Annotated in this window: 17 protein-coding genes; 11 read left to right on the top strand and 6 right to left on the bottom strand. The window is 62.0% G+C overall.

Going from position 1 to position 20,247, the window contains the following annotated elements; all coding sequences use genetic code 11:
- The first annotated feature begins 73 nt into the window (after nucleotides 1–73).
- From ACR0FC_RS08540 to ACR0FC_RS08500, 9 genes are all read left to right on the top strand, one after another.
- Nucleotides 74–760: a haloacid dehalogenase type II gene (locus ACR0FC_RS08540; RefSeq protein WP_170339856.1), complete on the top strand. Its 687-nt coding sequence runs from the start codon at nucleotides 74–76 to the stop codon at nucleotides 758–760.
- A complete protein-coding gene (locus tag ACR0FC_RS08535) occupies nucleotides 760–1,587 on the top strand; it encodes an alpha/beta fold hydrolase (protein ID WP_170339854.1) in 828 nt (275 codons plus the stop codon). The genes ACR0FC_RS08540 and ACR0FC_RS08535 overlap by 1 nt, the downstream gene beginning before the upstream one ends.
- On the top strand, nucleotides 1,584–2,558 hold the full coding sequence (locus ACR0FC_RS08530) for a threonine ammonia-lyase (protein ID WP_170339852.1): 975 nt from the start codon (nucleotides 1,584–1,586) through the stop codon (nucleotides 2,556–2,558). The genes ACR0FC_RS08535 and ACR0FC_RS08530 overlap by 4 nt, the downstream gene beginning before the upstream one ends.
- A gap of 73 nt (nucleotides 2,559–2,631) precedes the next feature.
- Nucleotides 2,632–3,420 (top strand): 3-oxoadipate enol-lactonase, encoded by a 789-nt coding sequence (gene pcaD / locus ACR0FC_RS08525; RefSeq protein ID WP_170339850.1) that lies wholly within the window; start codon nucleotides 2,632–2,634, stop codon nucleotides 3,418–3,420.
- 11 nt (nucleotides 3,421–3,431) lie between these two features.
- Nucleotides 3,432–4,145, top strand: coding sequence for an alpha/beta fold hydrolase (locus ACR0FC_RS08520; protein WP_170339849.1), 714 nt, complete (start codon nucleotides 3,432–3,434; stop codon nucleotides 4,143–4,145).
- A gap of 124 nt (nucleotides 4,146–4,269) precedes the next feature.
- A complete protein-coding gene (locus ACR0FC_RS08515) occupies nucleotides 4,270–5,469 on the top strand; it encodes a TCR/Tet family MFS transporter (protein WP_170339847.1) in 1,200 nt (399 codons plus the stop codon).
- 80 nt (nucleotides 5,470–5,549) lie between these two features.
- Entirely contained in the window at nucleotides 5,550–6,644 is a 1,095-nt protein-coding gene (locus ACR0FC_RS08510) for a Zn-dependent alcohol dehydrogenase (protein ID WP_170339845.1), read from the top strand.
- A 31-nt stretch (nucleotides 6,645–6,675) separates the two neighbouring features.
- Nucleotides 6,676–7,908 carry a mandelate racemase/muconate lactonizing enzyme family protein gene (locus tag ACR0FC_RS08505; RefSeq protein ID WP_170339844.1) on the top strand — a complete coding sequence of 411 codons (1,233 nt, stop codon included), beginning with the start codon at nucleotides 6,676–6,678 and terminating at the stop codon, nucleotides 7,906–7,908.
- 115 nt (nucleotides 7,909–8,023) lie between these two features.
- Complete coding sequence (locus ACR0FC_RS08500; protein WP_170340532.1) at nucleotides 8,024–8,311, top strand: ArsR/SmtB family transcription factor; 288 nt, start codon at nucleotides 8,024–8,026, stop codon at nucleotides 8,309–8,311.
- Nucleotides 8,312–8,316: 5 nt separating this feature from the next.
- Here ACR0FC_RS08500 and ACR0FC_RS08495 read toward each other — a convergent pair whose 3' ends face one another.
- A complete protein-coding gene (locus ACR0FC_RS08495; RefSeq protein ID WP_170340530.1) occupies nucleotides 8,317–11,313 on the bottom strand; it encodes a cyclic nucleotide-binding domain-containing protein in 2,997 nt (998 codons plus the stop codon).
- Nucleotides 11,314–11,528: 215 nt separating this feature from the next.
- Here ACR0FC_RS08495 and ACR0FC_RS08490 point away from each other — a divergent pair, with 215 nt between their 5' ends.
- A complete protein-coding gene (locus ACR0FC_RS08490; RefSeq protein ID WP_093964572.1) occupies nucleotides 11,529–11,921 on the top strand; it encodes a DUF3307 domain-containing protein in 393 nt (130 codons plus the stop codon).
- On the opposite strand, the gene ACR0FC_RS08485 is transcribed toward ACR0FC_RS08490, so the two are convergent.
- Nucleotides 11,922–12,383: an Lrp/AsnC family transcriptional regulator gene (locus ACR0FC_RS08485; RefSeq protein WP_170339842.1), complete on the bottom strand. Its 462-nt coding sequence runs from the start codon at nucleotides 12,381–12,383 to the stop codon at nucleotides 11,922–11,924.
- A 139-nt stretch (nucleotides 12,384–12,522) separates the two neighbouring features.
- Between ACR0FC_RS08485 and ACR0FC_RS08480 the strand changes: the two genes are divergently transcribed.
- Complete coding sequence (locus ACR0FC_RS08480; protein ID WP_170339840.1) at nucleotides 12,523–15,951, top strand: indolepyruvate ferredoxin oxidoreductase family protein; 3,429 nt, start codon at nucleotides 12,523–12,525, stop codon at nucleotides 15,949–15,951.
- Here ACR0FC_RS08480 and ACR0FC_RS08475 read toward each other — a convergent pair.
- Genes ACR0FC_RS08475 through ACR0FC_RS08460 form a run of 4 tightly spaced genes read right to left on the bottom strand, consistent with a single transcriptional unit; the run spans nucleotide 15,939 to nucleotide 20,245 of the window.
- On the bottom strand, nucleotides 15,939–16,670 hold the full coding sequence (locus tag ACR0FC_RS08475; protein WP_170339839.1) for a hypothetical protein: 732 nt from the start codon (nucleotides 16,668–16,670) through the stop codon (nucleotides 15,939–15,941). The two genes, ACR0FC_RS08480 and ACR0FC_RS08475, sit on opposite strands and share 13 nt — an antisense overlap.
- Before the next feature lie 54 nt (nucleotides 16,671–16,724).
- Nucleotides 16,725–18,029 (bottom strand): NAD(P)/FAD-dependent oxidoreductase, encoded by a 1,305-nt coding sequence (locus ACR0FC_RS08470; protein ID WP_170339838.1) that lies wholly within the window; start codon nucleotides 18,027–18,029, stop codon nucleotides 16,725–16,727.
- Nucleotides 18,016–18,702, bottom strand: coding sequence for a TetR/AcrR family transcriptional regulator (locus tag ACR0FC_RS08465; protein WP_170339836.1), 687 nt, complete (start codon nucleotides 18,700–18,702; stop codon nucleotides 18,016–18,018). The genes ACR0FC_RS08470 and ACR0FC_RS08465 overlap by 14 nt, the downstream gene beginning before the upstream one ends.
- 1 nt (nucleotide 18,703) lies before the next feature.
- The gene (locus tag ACR0FC_RS08460) at nucleotides 18,704–20,245 is read right to left on the bottom strand and encodes a trimethylamine methyltransferase family protein (RefSeq protein WP_170339834.1); all 1,542 of its coding nucleotides are present in this window, start codon (nucleotides 20,243–20,245) and stop codon (nucleotides 18,704–18,706) included.
- Between the last annotated feature and the right edge of the window lie 2 nt (nucleotides 20,246–20,247).

The raw sequence follows: 20,247 nt of genomic DNA, 5'->3' as shown, positions 1-20,247 counted from the left end.
CAATGTAAACCCTTTTACGCTTTAACCCGCGCATGGCCTGTGCCAACCTGCCCCGGAAGATGGGGAGAGGCAGATGGCGATCACAACCTGCGTTTTCGATGCGTACGGAACCCTTTTCGACGTGGCCGCAGCCGCGCGTCAGGCGGCCGCCGAACCGGGCCAGGATGCGCTGCGTGACAAGTGGCCTGAACTGGCCAACCACTGGCGGTTAAAACAGCTGCAATACACGTGGCTGCGTGCAGTAGCCGACGCACATGCCGATTTCTGGGACGTGACGCAGGATGGCCTGGACTGGGCGCTCGAGGCGACGGGCCTGCAGGGGGATCCTGCGCTGCGGCAGAGACTGCTGGACCTGTATTGGGAACTGCAGGCCTATCCCGAGGTTCCCGCCATGCTGAAGGCGCTCAAGGATGGCGGGATGCAGACCGCGATCCTGTCAAACGGATCGCCGCCCATGCTGGAAGGCGCGGTCAGGTCTGCGGGTATCGGCGGCGTATTGGACGACATTCTGTCAGTCGAAAGCGTCGGCGTCTTCAAACCGCATGCACGGGTCTATGATCTTGTGTGCGACCGTTTCGGGTGCGAACGATCGAACGTTCTGTTCGTCAGCTCGAATGGTTGGGACGCCGCCGGAGCCAGCGGGTACGGGTTCGTTACAGCCTGGGTCAACCGCGCCGGCGAACCAATGGACCGATTGCCGTGGACCCCGGCGCATGTCTTGTCCGACCTGACCTCGATTCCGGAACTGGCGGGCGTTTGATGCCGCAATTCACGACGTCTGACGGTCTGCGCCTGGCCTACGAAGAAACAGGCAGCGGCAAGCCACTGCTGTGCCTTGCCGGCCTGACCAGAAACAGCCGGGATTTTTCCTTCTTCGCGCCGCACGCCAACGGACTGCGTGTCATTACGATGGACTATCGGGGGCGCGGCGACTCGGATTTTGATCCGGATTATCGCAACTATTCCGTTCCGCGCGAGGCACAGGACGTGATCGAGTTGCTGGATCACCTCAAGCTAGATCGGGTCAGCATCCTTGGCACCTCGCGTGGCGGGTTGATTGCCATGACCCTCGCCGCAATTCGCCCCGAACGTCTGAGTGCCGTCATTCTGAATGATGTGGGCCCCGAAATCGAACCGTCGGCCATCGGGCGCATTATGGATTATGTCGGCAAGGCTCCTGCCGCAACAACGCTGGAACAGGCCGCTTTTGCGCTGAAACAGGCAATGGACCCGCAGTTTCCGGGCGTATCGATTGAAACCTGGAGAAAGCAGGCCGCATTCCAATACGAAGAAACCGGCACCGGCCTACGGTTGCGCTATGACCCCGCATTGAGAACCGCGTTGAAAGAACAGATTGCTGCGGGCCCGCCCGCTGATTTGTGGCCATTGTTCGAAGCCCTGAACCCGCTTCCCACCGGAGTGATCCGTGGGGCGAACTCGGACTTGCTGAGCGCCGAGACCCTTGCAGCGATGCAGCAGCGTCATGCGGGGTTGATTTCGGCCGAAGTGCCCGACCGGGGCCATGTTCCATTTCTGGACGAACCGCAGTCCATTACCGTCATTCGCAAAGTACTGGATTTGATATGAGCACAATTGACCTGATCGAAGCCGCTGCCGTGCGCCTACACGGGCACGCGCGCGAAACCCCGATCCTCACATCGCCGTTTTTGGACGACCTTGCCGGGCGGCGCGTTCTGGTCAAGCCCGAGTGCCTTCAACATACCGGAAGCTTCAAGTTTCGCGGAGCGTGGTCTGCGATTTCCGCACTGGATGCCGAGGCTCGCAAACGCGGGGTCATCGCGTATTCATCAGGCAACCATGCGCAGGGCGTGGCGCATGCGGCTACACTTCATAGTGTTCAGTCCGTCATCATCATGCCGTCCGACGCACCGGCCCTGAAGATCAAAAACACTCGAGCTTTGGGCGCCGAGGTCATCCTTTATGATCGCGCCAATGAAAGCCGCGAAGAGATCGGCGAGGCGTTGTCCCGGGAGCGCGGTCTTACGTTGATCCGGCCGTATGACGAACCGCAGGTGATCGCCGGTCAGGGCACCGTCGGCCTCGAGGTGGCGCGGCAGGCGCGCGATCTCGGTGTGACCGACGCCGATGTTCTGGTATGCTGTGGTGGCGGTGGACTGACCTCAGGCGTGGCACTTGCCCTGGAAAAACATGCGCCAGGTCTCAGGGCGCGCCCCTGCGAACCCGAAGGATTCGACGATGTCAAAAGATCCCTGGCCTCGGGGTCCGTTCAGACCAACAACGCAGCCGCAGGTAATATCTGCGACGCGATCCTGACACCGCGGCCCGGTGATATCACCTTCCCGATCCTCCGTCGCCTCTGCGGACCGGGATTGGCGGTATCCGAAGACGAGGCTCTCCGCGCCATGGCCTTGGCGTTCCTGCGCCTCAAGGTCGTTCTGGAACCGGGCGGGGCAGTCTCGTTGGCGTCGGCGTTGTTCCGCAAGGACGATATCCAGGGCGACGCCGTTATCGTCGTGGCATCGGGCGGGAATGTCGATCCACAGGTCTTTGCCCGCGCGTTGGAATTCCTTACCTGACAACGGGTTAGGACAGATGCAATAAATCGCGGCGTAAACTGTCGGAATGATACCAGCAAAAAAGGCTGACCAGATGCACATCGCTGATTTCGGAGATGTTCAGATTCACTATCGCTTGGACGGTGACCCGGATGGCCCACCTTTGGTCTTTGCCAATTCGTTGGGCACCGACATGCGCTTGTGGGACCCCGTGCTACCTCTGCTTCCCAAAGGTCTGCGCATCATCCGTTATGACAAGCGCGGGCACGGCCTGTCCTCGCAACCGGATGGCCCCTATTCGATGGGAAGTCTGGTGCGCGATGCCGAGCGGCTTCTGGACTTTCTCGAGGTACGGGATTGCATCTTCGTCGGCCTGTCGATTGGCGGAATGATCGCGCAGGGGCTGGCCGTCAAGCGGATGGATCAGATCCGGGCGATGGTCCTGTCCAACACGGCCGCCAAAATAGGGACGCCCTCTATGTGGGCCGATCGGATGGCAGCCGTTCGTACAGGTGGGATCGAGGCGCTGGCCGAAGCAACCATGGAGCGCTGGTTTTCGAAAGCATTTCGGGAAACCCCCGATGTTGAGCTATGGCGCAATATGATGGTACGCCAACCGGTCCAGGGGTATCTGGGCTGCTGCTCCGCCATCTCGGGCACGGATTTCTATACGCCAACCAGCGGGCTCAGACTGCCGACGTTGGGAATTGCGGGCTCGGAAGATGGCTCGACCCCTCCCGATCTGGTGCGCGAAACCATCGACCTGATCCCCGGCTCCCGGTTCGAGCTGATCCGCAAGGCCGGGCACCTGCCCTGCGTCGAGCGGCCCGAGGTCTACGCAGAGTTGCTGAACGCTTTTCTGCGAGAAACCGGACATATTTGAAGGAGGTCACGGTGGCGGAATTTCTTCTTGTTCACGGGTCTTGCCACGGCGCATGGTGCTGGCGCGATCTGATACCGGTACTTGAGAATCTGGGGCATTCGGTCCGTGCGATCGATCTGCCCAGCCATGGTTCTGACCCGACCCCAGTGTCCGAGGTCACGCTCGAGATGTGCCGAGATGCGGTTTTGAATGCCACGACCCCGCAAACGATCCTTGTCGGCCATTCCTGGGGCGGCTACCCGATCAGTGCGGCCGCTGAATTCGCCCCAGACCGGATGCGGGCCCTGATCTATGTCTGCGCCTACGTGCCGGTCTCCGGGCTGTCGATGATCGAAATGCGCCGGCGTGCACCAAGACAGCTGATTGGCGATGCGGTCGAGAAATCGGCAGACGGACTGTCCTACAGCGTGTTGCCGGACCGGGTGCAATCCCTCTTCTACCACGACTGTCCGGCCGACGTTGTCACCTATGCCCTAGCCCGCCTGTGCCCGCAGGCGATCCGCCCGCAGGACACGCCGTTGGATCTGAGCGAGCGTTTTGACGGAATTCCCAAGGCCTATATCCGCACCATGGATGACCGGACGATTCCAACTGAATACCAGGAAGAGATGAGCCATTGCGCGCCGCCCGAATTGCGCCTGACGATCGACAGCTCCCATTCTCCATTCTTCTCGCATCCCGCGGATCTGGCCCGTCAATTGGACGCAATCGCCACCCGCGTCTGAGATCCGGCCGGGTCAAGGCTGACGTACCGTCGGTCGAGAATTTCGCCTCGATCACAAATGACCGGGTTACAACACGACAGGCGGGCGACTAAGGTCCTGCAAAATAAGTCATTCGTTCGGTTTCATGCGTCTTCCTTTTCTTTTCGTACTGGGCACTGTCATGATCGATGCCATGGGCATCGGACTGGTCATGCCGATCATGCCTCAGCTGATCGTCGAGGTTCAGGGCGGCTCTCTGGCATCGGCAGCCATTTGGGGAGGGATCCTCAGCACGGCCTTTGCCGCGATGCAATTCCTGTTCGGTCCGGTGCTGGGCAACCTGTCGGATGCTTACGGACGCCGCGCGGTCTTGCTGGCTTCTCTGTTTGTCATGAGCTTGGACTACGTGGTCATGGCCATGGCCGGCAGCATCTGGCTGCTGCTGATCGGCCGCATCGTGGGTGGCATCACCGCGGCGACCCACTCTACCGCAGCGGCCTTTATGGCGGACGTTTCGAAACCTCATGAAAAAGCCGCCAATTTCGGTCTCATCGGAGCGGCTTTTGGTGTAGGTTTTGTCCTCGGCCCTTTGATGGGAGGATTGCTGAGCGAATACGGAACCCGCGCCCCGTTCTGGGCGGCCGCCGGATTGTCATTTGCAAATTTCCTGCTGGGCCTCGCGGTCATGCCTGAGACGGTCACGGACAAAAACCGCCGCGGATTCCGCTGGCACCGCGCGCGTCCTGACAGCGCATTGCGTGCCATCGCCGCCCTGCCCGGCATCCGACCGTTGCTGTGGGTATACTTTTTGTACTCGGTATCGATCTACGTCTATCCCGCCATCTGGTCATACTTCACGACCGAGCGTTTCGGTTGGTCGCCGCAGATGATCGGGTTGTCACTTGCGGTCTACGGATTGGGAATGGCTGCGGTTCAGGGCGGCTTGATCCGCCCCGCCACCCGCCACTTGGGAGAGCGGACCACGATCGTTTGGGGCATGATCTTCGAGATCGTCAGCTTTCTGGCTCTGGGTTTTCTCACAAACGGCACGATTGCCTTGATGCTGATTCCGATCACCGCACTGGGCGCCGTCGTGACGCCAGCCCTTCAGGCACAGATGTCACGCGCAACGCCGGATTCGCAGCAGGGAGAGCTTCAGGGGGTTCTGGCCGCTCTCCACGCGCTGTCGATGGTGATCTCCCCGTTGGTTATGACCACCGTTTTCGCCCAATTCGCGCGGGTTGATGCAGCGTTCTACCTTCCAGGGGCCCCGTTCCTGTTGGCATTGCTGCTGATGCTGGCCGGATTCGTCCTGTTTCTGCGCGCACATCGCAGCGAAACGTAACAACGACACGGGAATGACGGTTTCAGCCTTGCGGACCGCAGGTTCCCGCGTCACCGTGGCCCAAACCAAACGAGGGATCCATGCAGACCATCAAAGCCGCCGTATGCCGCGCCTTCAACGAACCGCTTGTCATCGAAGACATCCAGATCGCGCCGCCCGGCATGGGCGAGGTCGAGGTCACGTTGGATGCGGTGGCGATCTGCCATTCCGACATCACCTATGCCAGCGGCGCTTGGGGCGGGTTTCTGCCCGCCGTCTACGGGCACGAGGCTGCCGGTGTGGTCTCGGCCGTCGGAGAAGCCAGCGGAGGGTTCAAGGTTGGCGATGCGGTCGTGGTGACCCTGATCCGCGCTTGCGGATCGTGCCCGTCCTGCGCCAGCGGCAAGCCGGTGATCTGCGAAACGCCCTATGACACCGTCAAGGGTCCGCTGCGCACGGCGGACGGTGGGCCGCTGGAACAAGCGATGGCCTGTGGTGCCTTTGCCGAAAAGGTCGTGGTCAGCCACCGCCAGATGGTCAAGATACCCGACGCGATGCCCAAGGACGTGGCCAGCCTGCTGTCCTGCGGGGTGATCACCGGCGTGGGGGCGGCGGTCAACGCCGCGCAGTTGCGCCCGGGTCAGGATGTCGTGGTCATCGGCGCCGGCGGGGTGGGCCTGAACGCCATCCAGGGCGCGCGGCTGGCCGGGGCCCGGAGGATCGTGGCCGTCGACATGACCGAGGAAAAGCTGGAAATCGCCAAGGAATTCGGCGCCACGCATGGGGTTCTGGCCACGCTGAAAGAACCGTGGAGAGCAGCCTACAAGGCCCTTGGCGGTCGCGGGGCCGATGCGGTTCTGATCACCGTCGGTGCGATCCCCGCCTATGATCAGGCGCCCCGCTATCTGGGTCGCGGTGGCAAGGCGGTGATGATCGGCATGCCGCATTCCGGCGCGCAATCCAGCTATGAGCCGGTCATTCTGGCGGCCCTGGGTCAGGGCATGGTCGGGTCGAAGATGGGCGACGTGGTGATCCAGCGCGATATTCCGTGGATGATCGATCTGTATGAACAGGGACGTCTGAAGCTGGACGAGCTGATCTCGGGTCGCTGGACGCTGGAACAGATCAACGAGGCCATCGAGGACACCAAGACCGGTTCGGCCAAGCGCAACGTGATCGTATTCGACCGGGGCTGACGGCCCCGGACCACCGGCGGGAGGAGACCGGATGAAACTGCAGGATCTCGACATCATCGTGACCGCTCCGCCCGCGCCGGGCTGGGGCGGGCGCTATTGGATTCTGGTGAAAGTCACCACCGATACCGGCATCACGGGCTGGGGCGAGTGTTATGCCTCCTCGGTGGGTCCCGAGGCGATGAAACACGTCATCCGTGACGTTTTCGACCGCCACATGGCTGGCGAAAACCCCGAGAATATCGAGCTGATGTTCCGCCGCGCCTATTCCAGCGGCTTCACCCAGCGCCCCGACTTGACTGTGATGGGCGCCTTCTCGGGGCTGGAAATCGCGTGTTGGGATATTCTGGGCAAGGACCGGGACCGCCCGGTATACGCTCTGATCGGCGGCCGGATGAACGACCGCATCCGCGCCTACACCTATCTCTACCCGCTGCCCCAACACAACTTGACCGATTTCTGGACCTCGCCCGAACAGGCCGGGGAAAGCGCCGCCGAAATGGTCCGGCGCGGCTTCACCGCGGTCAAGTTCGACCCCGCCGGCCCCTACACGATGCGTGGAGGGCATATGCCGGCCATGTCCGACATCTCGATGTCGGTGGCCTTCTGCAAGGCGATCCGTGACGCCGTGGGCGACAAGGCCGACCTGCTGTTCGGCACCCATGGCCAGTTCAACACCGCGGGCGCCATCCGTCTTGGGCAGGCAATCGAGCCTTATTCGCCGCTGTGGTTCGAAGAGCCCACCCCCCCGGACATGATCGAGGACATGGCGCGCGTCGCCCGCAACGTCCGCATCCCCGTGGCCACGGGCGAGCGGATGACCACCAAGGCCGAATTCGGCGCGGTTCTGCGCGCCGGCGCGGCCGAGATCCTGCAGCCCGCATTGGGGCGGGCCGGCGGAATCTGGGAGATGAAAAAGGTCGCCGCCATGGCCGAGGTCTTCAATGCGCAGATGGCGCCGCATCTCTATGCCGGGCCGGTGGAATGGGCCGCGAACATCCATCTCGCGGCCTCGATCCCGAACCTTTTGCTGCTCGAGACCATCGAAACGCCGTTTCATGACCAGCTGATAAAGGGCTCGATCCGGGTCGAGAACGGCTTTGTCGAGCCGCCTTCCGCCCCCGGCCTGGGCATCGAGGTCGACGAGGAACTGGCCCGTGCCCACCCCTATTCCGGCGACGGTCTGCACCTGCAGATGCAGGAAGACCCCTGCGATTATGTCAACGGCAATGCCTTCCAGGGCGGGGCCCCGGCAACCGAGGGATGACAATTTCAGACAAGTTGGTGCATACTGCGTCCACCCCTTATTTTCATCCCCAAGGTACCACGTGACTTTCACTGACACCGAATTGACGACCCCACAATCCGAATTGCCCACGGAAATGGAGGAAAGCGCCGCGCAAGCTGCGGCTTTCCTCAAGACGCTGGCGCATCAGGGCCGCTTGATGATCCTGTGCCATCTCGCGGCTGGAGAACGCTCGGTGGGCGAGCTTGAAGCCTTGCTCAAGTTGCGCCAGGCCGCTGTCAGCCAGATGCTGGCGCGTCTGCGAACCGAAGGCCTGGTTTCAACACGCCGAGAGGGCAAGACCATCTACTATTCGCTGCGCGACGGCAAAGCCAAGCAGGTGATCGAGTTGATGCATTCCCTGTTCTGTAGCCCGCAGGCCTGAACCTGTCAGCGTGATACATAGCCAGCGATCACCTGCAACAGCTTGAACGCGGTCGCAGCATCGTTTTCTACCACGGCCAGGAACTCTTCCTCGCCGATACGCAGACAGGTCAGATCGGTTTCGGCCACCATGCTGAGCGCACGGGGCTCTTTGCGGATCAGGCCCAGTTCGCCTACCAAGGTACCGCTGCCGACGCGGGTCACCAGCCGATCCTCCTCGGGCGGCTGCGGCAGGTACAGGCCAGCTTCACCGTCGATGATCATGTAGGCACCATCGGTCGGCTGGTCATCCTTGAGGAACACGACTTCGCCGGCCTTTGCCTCGTACCAGCGCGCACCAAAGGCCAGCAGTCGAAGCTGACGACGATCCAGCCCCGAAAACAGCGGTGTCTGTTCCAAAGCACGCAGCTTTCGCGTGAGGTCCGCCGAGGCTGCACTGTCACCTTCAACATCCGACGGAACCTGATCGGACACTACGCGCCCCTGTCGGATCTCGACAAACATGTCGAAAGCGCCGGGGTTCTTGAACTGTTCGTTCAGGTAGATGATCGTGGCGTCCGGAAGCAGCTCTCGCAGGTTTCTGAACACAGCCACCTGCGTGTCCATGCCATAACTCGCCAGCGCGTTTTCCAGTATCAGGATATCCGGCTTCTTGATCGTCGCGCGGGTAAAGGCCAAAGGCTCGGCCAGCGCGGCCGGCAGGTTTTGCCCGCCCAGCGCGACCGGTACATCGTAGATCAGCTCAACCACCAGCGGACGGGCTCCGTTTTCGGTCAGCACGTCTGCGATCACTTTCCGAACCTCGTCCGACCGCGCGCCCCCGATCTGGCTGACCTTGCCGAACAGCGCATTCTCCATAACCGTCAATCCGGGCGCAAAGGTGGCCGGGTCCAGCGGCTCGAACACGTCGTTCAGGCGCTCCATCAACTTGTTGGAATGGCTGTGCCGCAGTTCGAGGATGCGGTTCTTGAGCTCTTCGGAAAAGGCCGGCCCAATCTGTTCGGCCGAGATCACGAAAGGCACGGCCAGCAGGCTGGCCAACTGGTCATCGTCCAACCCTGACGCGCCGGTTTCCCGGGTCTTTTCCACTAGGTCGACAGCGGCCTCATAGGTGGCGGCCTCGAGTCCCAGCTTGCGGAACAACGGGTGATCCGTCCCGTCCAGACCAAAGATCTGACGCAGCATTTCGATCACGTCACGTGTCAGGCCGACCAGTGTTTCATCCAGACCCAACTCGCGCAACTGCCCGAGGAAAACGGTCTGCCGGGCCAGCAACTCTTGCGTCACCTGCACGCGTGGCACAGCAAACAGCAGGTTTTCGGCAACGGGCAGTGCAGCGTTGTACGTCATGCGGTCGAAAATCAGGGCTTGCGACTCCAGACCGGCCTTTTTGACGGCGTCCTGCACCAAGGGCCGCAGCTCGATCAGCTTGGCAGCAAGGTCGGGGTGCTTTTCAGGATCGAAACCCAACTCGGCCCCGCGTTGGAACAAGATGGGCCCGGAGCCCAGTCCGTCGATCAGCTTCAACCACCAATCGCGCAGCTGCTCGGCCGTTTCGAACCCGGCCAGTGAAGGGTCCAGCCATGTGGCCCGGAAGGGATCGGGGCTGTTTCCCGCACGCAGCGTTTCAAGGTGGTCCGCGTCCTCCGGTGGAGCGGTCAGAGGCCTGAGCTGCATCGGCATCATCACGTTGCCGCCAACGGTTCCCTGGAACATCACCGGTCGCGATGTGGCATGACCGATCCGGGCCGCCACGACGGCCTGGTGCAGCGAGGACAGGTTAACACCCCTAATTTCGACCCGGCCCGAACTTGGCAGGATCTCCCGGGTCAATAGATCCGCCAAGGCCCGGCGGTCCTCTTCGCTGGGGGCGGCGATCCCTATGGTCTTACCGGCGGGGAAGGTCAGGTTCAGATCATCCAGAACCTGATTGCCATCCAGATCACGCACCGAGACTTGCTCCAACTCGATCGGGCCATTCAGGTGCGGTCGGCTGTCGGGCTCGCCTTCGAACAGGGTTTCATCCAGCATGCCGCTCGGGGCGAACCGTTCGATGACCACCTCCCAGCGCAGCGACATGTCCTGTGTCTGGTTGTAATAGGTCAGCAGCTCCTTCCAAGGCGAGCTGAGGTCCTTGTAGGCAGCGAGCGCTGCCACGAGAGCACCAAGCGAAACTGACCCCTGCAGAACCAGCAAACCACCGACCAGGTAGAACAGGAACGGAGTCAATTGAGAGATGAAGTTATTGATGAACTTCATGAAGAATTTTTTCTGGTAGATCTCGAACCGGATGCTGAACAGCCGGGACAGTTGATCTGAAATCAGCGCTCGGCGATGGCGCCAGCCGCCGTTCTGCCGCAGAGTTGCCGCGCCCGCTGCATTCTCGCCGATCTGCGCGGCCAGTACGCGCACCTCCTGGATCCGGCGCTTGTTCAACAGGTTGATCTGGCGCTGCAATCGCGGGATCAGCCAGGCCTGCAATGGGATCAGCGCGACAGCAGCCAACCCGAACCAGACGCTTTGCAGGAATAGAAAGGACAGGATTGTCAGCATCTGCCCCGCCTGAAGGACAGGCTGGCTGATTGCATCGCCCATCAGCCCGCCCATCGGCTCGCTTTCGGCGGTGATCATCGAGACCAGTTCGCCCTGACTGACGCGCTCGAAATAGGGTTGAGGAAACAAAAGTGCGCGGTTGATCAACTGGTATCGGAACCGGCGCAGCATTCGTTCGCTGAGAACGCCTTTCATCGTGTTGATGCGCATCTTCATCAAACCATGCGCCAACACCGCCGCCAAAAAGGCGAAGCACAAAATTACCAGAAACGTCGTCTGCGACAGACTGTATCCCCAGGCATCCACGATCTCGCTGGAGGCGCCGATTGCGTCGTTGATGATGCGTTTGGGCAATTCAAGCGTCAGGTACAGCAGTGGGAACAAAGTTGCCGTCACGGCCAGCAGAACAAGCTGATCACGCTTGGAATACTTCCAAATAAATCCAAAAATTGAACGTTCTATGGCCCCTGCCCCTACTGGTGACCCGAAACTGTTTTGCAGCGATCCTGCCGCGGTCAAAGCAGCACGACGGTACTGCAATCGCGCTTGGATAGGCAAATGGTTTCCAAGGCGAAAACTATTTCGACTTGTGTGAACTAGTTCATTTGCGATCCTGTCTCATAGCCCTTAGTCTGAAGGTCAGGACGATATCGGGAGGGTAGTTTTTGCCTGCTACACTTGGCACTGTGTTGCTTCTGCTGTGTGCACTGCAGATCAAACACATGTTTGCCGATTTCTACCTTCAAACGCCCAAGATGCTGTCTGGGCGGGGAGAGTACCTGCATGTCGGGCGCGCACAGCATGCTGCGGTGCATGTTGTGGGTTCAGTCGTGGTTTTCCTGATATTCGGCGCGCCGCTTTCATTCATTTTGATCATCGGTGCGCTTGAGTGGATCGTGCATTTCAATATCGATTTCGCCAAAGCCAGCTATTCCGACAAGAAACAATTGCAACCTGATCAGGCCGCCTTTTGGCGGGCCGCCGGTTTGGATCAATGCCTGCACAACCTCACTTACATCGCGATGGCCTGGGCCTGGGTTGAATTCGTCGCGCGCTAGTCAGAACTCGACCGAACGATTGCGTTTGACCGCGCGCAGTACCACATTCGTTTGCGCACTTGCCACGGCCGGCAAACGAAACAGAAACCTCTCCAAAAAGACGTTGTAGGCGGCAAGATCGGGAGACTGCACTCGCAGGTGATAGTCTGCCTGACCGGTCGTTGCGAAACATTCCTGAACTTCCTTGCAGGTTTCGATTGCCCGGATGAACTCCACGATCTTGTCGGGATCATGCCGCGTCAGATGCACATGTACGATCGCCTCGAACCCCAACCCCAGCGCGACCGGGTTCACAACTGCGCCGTAGCGTTCAATGATCCCGGCCTCTTCCAATGCGCGCACCCGTCTCCAAAGGGCCGAGGTCGACATACCGACCGCATCGGCAAGGTCCGCATTCGACACGCGGCTGTCCCTTTGTAGCAGGGTCAGAATCCGGCGATCCCTGTCGTCAAGCTGTATCATTTGGTATGTTCTTCCGTGTTGTTCGGGTTCTTTGGTTAATTTTATCGAAGTTGTACCAAATTTGCGGATCCATTGGCACAACATTTCGCAAATACCGAACTACAGTTGTTCAATCTCAAAGCCAATCCGGGTCCAAGCCATGAGCCGCCACGACAGCAGTCTTCGCACTTATCAACTCACAGACCGGTACGAACAGACCGAGGGTCGCGTGTTCCTGACCGGCACACAGGCGCTGGCGCGTATCCTGATGGATCAGGCGCGGCGCGATCGCGATGCCGGGCTGAACACGGGCGGGTTCGTCTCGGGCTATCGTGGATCGCCCTTGGGCGGGCTCGACCTGGAGCTGTGGCGCGCGCGTGAACGGCTGAAATCCGACCGCATCACGTTCATGCCCGCCGTGAACGAAGATCTGGGCGCAACCGCCGTTCTGGGCGCGCAGCAGGCGACGCTGGACCCGCACTGCGAATTCGAAGGCATCTTTTCGATGTGGTACGGCAAGGGGCCGGGCGTCGACCGCTCGGGCGATGCGCTGAAGCACGGCAATGCCTATGGCTCGGCACCCAAGGGCGGCGTGCTGGTCGTGGCCGGCGACGACCATGGCTGCGTCAGTTCCTCGATGCCGCACCAGTCCGACGTGGCCTTCATGGCGTGGTTCATGCCCACGCTGAACCCGGCCTCGGTCGAGGAATTCCTGGAATTCGGCGAATACGGCTTTGCGCTGTCGCGGTTTTCCGGCACCTGGGTCGGGTTCAAGGCGATCTCGGAAACCGTCGAAAGCGCCCGCTCGGTCGAGCTGCGCCCCGACCGACAGTTCATCCTGCCCGAGATCGACCTGCCCCCCGGCGGGTTGCATGTGCGCGCCGCCGACCTGCCCTCGCCCGAGATCGAGACCCGCATCCAGCACAAGCTGCGCGCCGTGCGCGCCTTTGCCGAAGCCAATCCGATCGACCAGCGCATCTATGACATCGACCACGCCAAGTTCGGCTTTGTCACCACCGGAAAGGCGCATCTGGACCTGATGGAGGCGCTGCGCCTGCTGGGACTGGACGAGGCCGCCTGCCGCCGTCTGGGCATCGACATCTACAAGGTCGGCATGGTCTGGCCGCTGGCCCGACGCAACGCGCTGCGCTTCGTGAAGGGCAAAGCCGAGGTTCTCGTGGTCGAGGAAAAGCGCGGCATCATCGAAAGCCAGTTCAAGGAATATTTCTATGACTGGCCCGGCGACAAGCCGCACAAGATGGTGGGCAAATACGACAGCCACGGCGAGCCGCTGATCCCCTGGACGGGTGAACTTAGCCCGCTGATGCTGGTGCCGATCGTGGCCGACCGCCTGCACCGGTTTTTCCCCGAAGAGGACCTGCCCGCCAAAGCCAAGGCGCTGACGGACCAGCCGCCGCAACTGATCAACGTGCCTGGTGCAACCCGCACGCCCTATTTCTGCTCGGGCTGTCCGCACAACACCTCGACCAAGGTGCCTGACGGCTCGATCGCGGCCAGCGGCATCGGCTGCCACGTCATGGCCTCGTGGATGGATCGCCACACCGTCGGCTATGCCCAGATGGGCGGCGAAGGCGTGCCGCATGTGGTGGCGTCCAAGTTCAACGGCGGCAAGCACATCTTCCAGAATCTCGGCGAGGGCACCTGGTATCACTCGGGCTCGCTGGCGATCCGGCAGGCGGTCGCGGCCGGGACCAACATCACCTACAAGATCCTCTACAACGACGCCGTGGCCATGACCGGCGGCCAGCCGGTGGACGGCCCGGTCAGCGTCGCCGGCATCGCCCAGACCTGCCGCGCCGAGGGCGTGGAGCGGATCGCCATCGTGTCTGACGACATCTCGAAGTTCCACCACGCGGATTTCCCGTCGGAAACCACGTTCCACAACCGGGCGGAGCTGGACACCCTGCAGCGCGAACTGCGCGAGATCCCGGGCGTGACCGTTCTGATCTACGAACAGACCTGCGCCACCGAAAAACGCCGCCGCCGCAAGCGCGGCACGATGGAGGACCCCAAGCGGTTCGTCTGGATCAACGATCTGGTCTGCGAAGGCTGTGGCGACTGCTCGGTCGAATCCAACTGCCTGAGCGTCGAGCCGCGCGAAACCCCGCTGGGCCGCAAGCGCAAGATCAATTTGAGCTCGTGCAACAAGGATTTCTCGTGCCTCAACGGATTCTGCCCCAGCTTCGTGACCATCGAAGGCGGCGAACGCCGCAAACGCATTACAAAGCTGGATCTGGGAACACTCGAGGACGGGCTCCCCGACACTACCCTGCCCCGCCTGGACAAACCGTTCGAGTTGCTGGTAACCGGCGTGGGCGGCACAGGCGTGGTGACGGTTGGTGCGCTGATCACGATGGCGGCCCATCTCGAAGGGAAAGGCGCCTCGGTCCTGGATTTCACAGGCTTTGCTCAGAAATTCGGAACCGTTCTCAGCTATATCCGTTTGGGAGACACTCCAAACGCGCTGAACCAGGTCCGCATTGATCAGGGCGCGGCCGATGCGGTGATTGGTTGCGACGTCGTCGTCAGTTCGGCCCCCAAAGCCTCGGCGCATTACCGCAAGGGTACGCGCGTGGTCCTGAACCGGGCTGAAATGCCGACCGGTGATATCGTTCTGCGCCGCGACGCTCAGTTGCAGGCAAATGCCCGTGAACAGGCCATTCAGAACGTGGTCGGGGCTGAAAACCTGTTCGGTTTCGACGCCAACGCGGTGGCGGAAACCCTGCTGGGTGATGCGGTGTTTGCCAATGTGATAATGCTGGGTTTTGCGTGGCAGCACGGTCTTGTGCCGGTATCGCATGTCGCGCTGGGTCAGGCGATTCTGCTGAATGGCGTCGCTGTCGAGAAGAACCGTCTGGCTTTTGCAATCGGGCGCAACATGGCAGTTCGTCCGGACGTTCTGGCGCTGCCTTCCGACGACGTTGGTTCAGAAGAAACACTGGATCAGATGATTGCGCGCCGTACCGCCTACCTGACCGAGTATCAAAGCGCGAAATACGCGCAGGCCTATGCCGATCGTATCGCCACCTTCCGCTCGGCTCTGCCGCAGGCTGACGAGACCCTGCTGCGCAGCGTCGCTCGCAACCTGTTCCGCTTCATGGCCTACAAGGATGAGTTCGAAGTCGCGCGGCTGATGACTTCGGACCATTTCGCGCAGGATCTGGCCAACCAGTTCGAGGGCGATTTTGCGGTCCGCTTCCATATGGCCCCGCCCCTGCTGAGCCGCAGAACGGACGTCCGGGGCCGACCGCTGAAAAAGGCGTTCGGACCTTGGATGCAGCCGGTTCTGCGGGGCCTGTCAAAGATGCGGGCGCTGCGCGGAACAGCTCTCAATCCGTTCGGCTATCACGCCGAAGCGCGCCTGCACCGCGATCTGCTGAATTGGTACCAAGGGCTATTGGACCTTGTTGCGGCCGAGTACGGCGATCGGGATGCCGAAACGTGGCAAAGCATCCTGGCCTGCGCTGACGAGATCCGCGGTTACGGCCCGGTTCGGATACAAGCGGCCGAGACCGCCAGACGAAAGGTCGATGACTTGTTGCGCGTGCCGCGCGCTCAGGCCGCCTGATCCAGCGCCGAGGCCTTGTAGGCCGCAAGCCAAGCCGCATCCAGCCGGTCGACAACGGCTGGATCGAACCGCTCTTCGACCTCCCAATACCGGCCGGATGGCACCACGTAACCTACCTCACACTCGGCTTGAAGCAGGGCATCGACGTGTTCGGTGCTCGGCAGGGCCTCGGAGGTCATTCCGGTATGCGAGACGGACGGATAGACCAGCCGGCTGGGGCCAGAGGACAACCGCACCATATTGCAATCCTGACGCGCCGCCAGCAGCGCCAGCCGTGCCGATTTCGCCTCGAGCGAGCGCAGGGTGACGTCGGCGCGCAAGGGATCGGCTGTTCCCTGGCCGTAGAAATGTGTGTTGCCCGAGCGCGGATAGACCATGTCGCAGCCAAAGAAGGCCATCACCGATGGTTTGAGAGCACCCAGCGCCCAGTACCCGGCGGTAAAGGCCATGGTGCCACCGGCATAGACGAAGCCGCCATACGCGTTCTGGATCGGAACATAATCCTGCGCCGTCACGATGCGCTGCGTCGCTGTCGGACAGTCGGGGCGGTTCTCAGCCGGAAAATCCTCGGGATGGATCAGGAAATCCCAATCTTCGCGGATGCGCCAGGCGTTGTTGATGGCCACGATATGAGTGAACGACCCACGCGCCCAATCCCGCGCCGCCAGCGCCGCAGGCGCACTTCCCAAGATCAGAACTCTGGTGTCATTCTCCGCCATCGCGCCCGCCCTTTCTCAGTGTTTCCCGAGAGCTAGCGCATTTGTCCGGCATGGCTAGCCAAGGACCGAAAAACTGCTCTCGGCGTTGATCGGGCGCCTGCGGGAGTAAAAGCCCGCGTCGATGGTGCGTTTGATATGGGGCAGCTCGAATTGCAGGGGCTGGGCGTCGTGATCCGCCCCGCCCTCGCAATACTCGACCAACGCGGCCATCATCTTGCCCGCGATCGGCGCGTTCTTGTACTGGTTCCCGCTGGTGCCGCAGGCCATGTAAAACCCTGGCAGGCTGGACTTGTCATAGATCGGGATCCAGTCGGTCGAAGCGTCGTACAGATCGACCACACCTCGCGTTCTGGACGGGATGCCCAGGCTGGGAACGCGCTGCGCGTATCGCATGGCCTGCGTCGTCCACTGGTCGGTGAAGTCGTGGTTGTAGCGGACATCGTCCTCGCACCACTGATGCGGGTCGCAGTCCGGGTCTTCCGAGCCGATCAGGATATGGTTGCCATGTTCCGGCCGGCAGTAGCAGGCGATATCGCCGTCCGATACGATGGTTTCCTGACGCTCGAAATCGAACCCTTCCGGCGCGGGAACGTGGACCACCTCCTGCCGCAGCGGGCGGGTTTCGATGGTCATGTCGTCCAGCACACCCGCCATGCGGTTGATGATCGACGATCCCGGCCCGGCCACGTTGATCACCACCGGCGCGTAAATCTCTTCGCCCGAGGCCAGCCTGACGCCTTTGACTCTGCCACCTTCCTGCAAGATTTCGACGACCTCGGCCCCGGTCCGCACCTGCGCGCCGCGCTGCGTGGCCGCTTGCATCAGGTTCTGCGCCGACAGGGCCGGGTCTGTGACATAGCCGGCCTTGGGCCAGAACACCGCCCCCTGCATCCTGCTGCCATTGGGCTGACCGAAGGCTGGGTCGTCCATCCGTTTGGCCGGGGCAAAACTGTCCAGCGAATAGATCGGCAGGCGGTTGAGTATCTGCTCGGTTGCCCATTCCTCGAACGGGCAATCCAACTCGGCGCTGTATTTCATGTGCTTTGACAGGTGGCCGTTGGCCTCGGTCTTCATGACAAGGCACCCAGTCTCGCGGAACTGCGCCAGATCGGCCCCGTTGGGCAGACCCAGATAGTCGGCCCAGTCGCGCCAGTAATGATAGCCCTCCCAAGCAAAGGCGGTGCCGTCGAAGGTGGAGTAATGCATCCGGATGATCGCGCAGGACCCGGCGGTCGAGCCATGCCCCACCTGCGCGTTGCGGTCCAGCGACAGAGTCTTCCAGCCGGCCTTGACCATCTCGAACGCGATGGCCGCGCCGATCACGCCGGTTCCGATGATGATTGCGTCAGGCTGGCTCATGGTCCGCTCCTCCCTCCCAACAGCGCTTGGCATAGGCGCTGAATTCCTCGATTTCCTCGGGACGCGGTTCGACCCCGGTAAAGACGTACAGGTAATGCGGCACCAGAGACAGGCGCGTGGCCAACGGCTCGTTCAACTGCGCCAGATCATAGCCGATCTGCATGTAGTACAGCACGCGCGCGCGGGTCTCGGCCTCGACCGCCTCATAGCCATGACGGGTGAACATGGCTCGCAGCGCGGCCAGGCGGCGCGCATCGGACTGGTCCAGCATCCGCCGCACCTTGCCCGACCGCCGAGCCCAGTCGCGCACGGCAAAGTCCAGCGCCGTGTCGAACAAGGCGGTGTTGACCACGCAGCGATGCACGTTGCAGACGGCGGCGGTGATGGTCTCGGCCGGCGCTTCGGCCTGCGCGATCAGGGCGGCGGTGTTGGTGGCCTGCCAGCGATCCAGCAGCGCATCCAGCAGGTGCTGCCGGGACTTGAAGTACCAGTAAAACGAGGACCGCGACACCGCCATGCGCTCGGCCAGGTTCAGCACCTTGACCTGCTCGACCCCGTCCGAGATCAGCACGTCCATCGCCACGTTCAGCCAGTCGTCGCGCGTGACCTTGACGTTGCCGACCAGAGGCTCGGCCTTGGGGTCGTCACGATGCAGGATGGGTTTGCTGTTCATCTCAACTCTCCGGCGGCGCGCCGCCCTCAGCGGTTCGAAGGGCGATGAAATCACGCATGGCGTCCAGCCCGGGCTGGCCCTGCGCGGGTGGTTCGAAATTGTTCAGAATGTCCCGCCAGACCGCGGTGGCCCGATGGTTCGCATCGAGCGATCCGCGTTCGGTCCAAGTGCCGAAATTGGCATAGTCATGCAGGTGCGGTTCGTAGAACTCGGTAGTGTAGCGCTCCATCGTCTGGCTGGCGGCGAAGAAATGGCTGCCGGGCTCGACCTCGCGCAACGCAGTGTCAAACCCGATCTCGGCCGAACCCGCCTGAGCCCCTGCGCACAGCTCGGCTACCATGTTCAGCACCTCGGCATCGCAGACCAGCTTTTCGAAGGACACGGTCAGCCCCCCTTCCAGCCACCCGGCCGAATGGATGATCACCGTGGCCCCCGCCATCAGGCAACCCCACAGCCCGAACTGATTTTCATTGGCGGCCTGCACGTCATTGGCGTTCGAGGCCGACCCGGCCGCCGACCGCCACGGCAGGCCCAGATGCCGCGCCAGTTGCCCCGCCGCCAGCGAGGCCTGGAAATGCGAGGGCGTGCCAAAGGCCGGGGCGCCGGATTTCATGTCCACGTTGCTGGTGAAGGTGCCATAGCAGACCGGCGCGCCGGGTTTTGCCAGTTGGGTCAGCGTCAGGGCCGCCAGCGCCTCGGCATGGGAGAGGGTGATCGCGCCCGCGACCGTGATCGGCGCCATCGCCCCCATCAGCGTGAACGGCGTGATGATCGACATCTGCCCGTGACGGGCAAAGTCGATCAGCCCCTGCGCCATCGGAATGTCCAGCGTGCGCGGGCTGTTGGTGTTGATGATCGTGTAGCAATGCGGCCGGGCGCGGAACTCGTTGTCGGACAGGCCTCGCGCGACGGCCAGCATCTGGAAACAGTCCATCACCTGCGGCGTCCCGCGCGAGAAGAAGAACGGGAACTTGTCGGTCAACTCCACCTGCGCCTGCGTGGTGAAATAGTGGCGCAGGTGTGTGGGCACGTCCTGCGGCTCGACCTGCGGCGAGATCATCTGGAACACGTCGAAATGATGGGTGAGCTTCAGGAACTCGAGGTAATCCTGCCCGCTGGCCGGGCGGCGGCCGCGCTCCAGATCGGTGGCATTGGGCGCCCCTGCGCCGGGCTGGAACACAAGACTGCCCAGCTCCAGCGTGAAGTCGCGATGCCGCGCCCCGGCCCGGCAGTCGATGGATTTCGGGGCCGAGGATACCGCGGCCTCGACCAGATCACGACCGATGAACACCATCTCGCTGTTTTCATCCACCCGCGCGCCCGCGGCGGCAAACAGGCGCCGCGCCTCGGGCAGCAGAACGTTGACGCCCAGTTCCTCCAGCGTGCGCATAGCAGTTTCGTGCATGTCGGCGATTTGATCGGCGGGAAAGACCTCCATCACCGGAAACGGGTTGCGCAACTGGCGATAGTTCACATCACGGCTCGCGGGCGCGGCCTCCGCGCCCCGGCCCCGCCGACGGCGATCCCTGCCCCGCGCCGCCATGA

Source organism: Ruegeria sp. BB9, from assembly GCF_056539345.1.
Note: the sequence above shows the minus strand (reverse complement) of the source record. Positions and strands in the feature narration are given on the sequence as shown.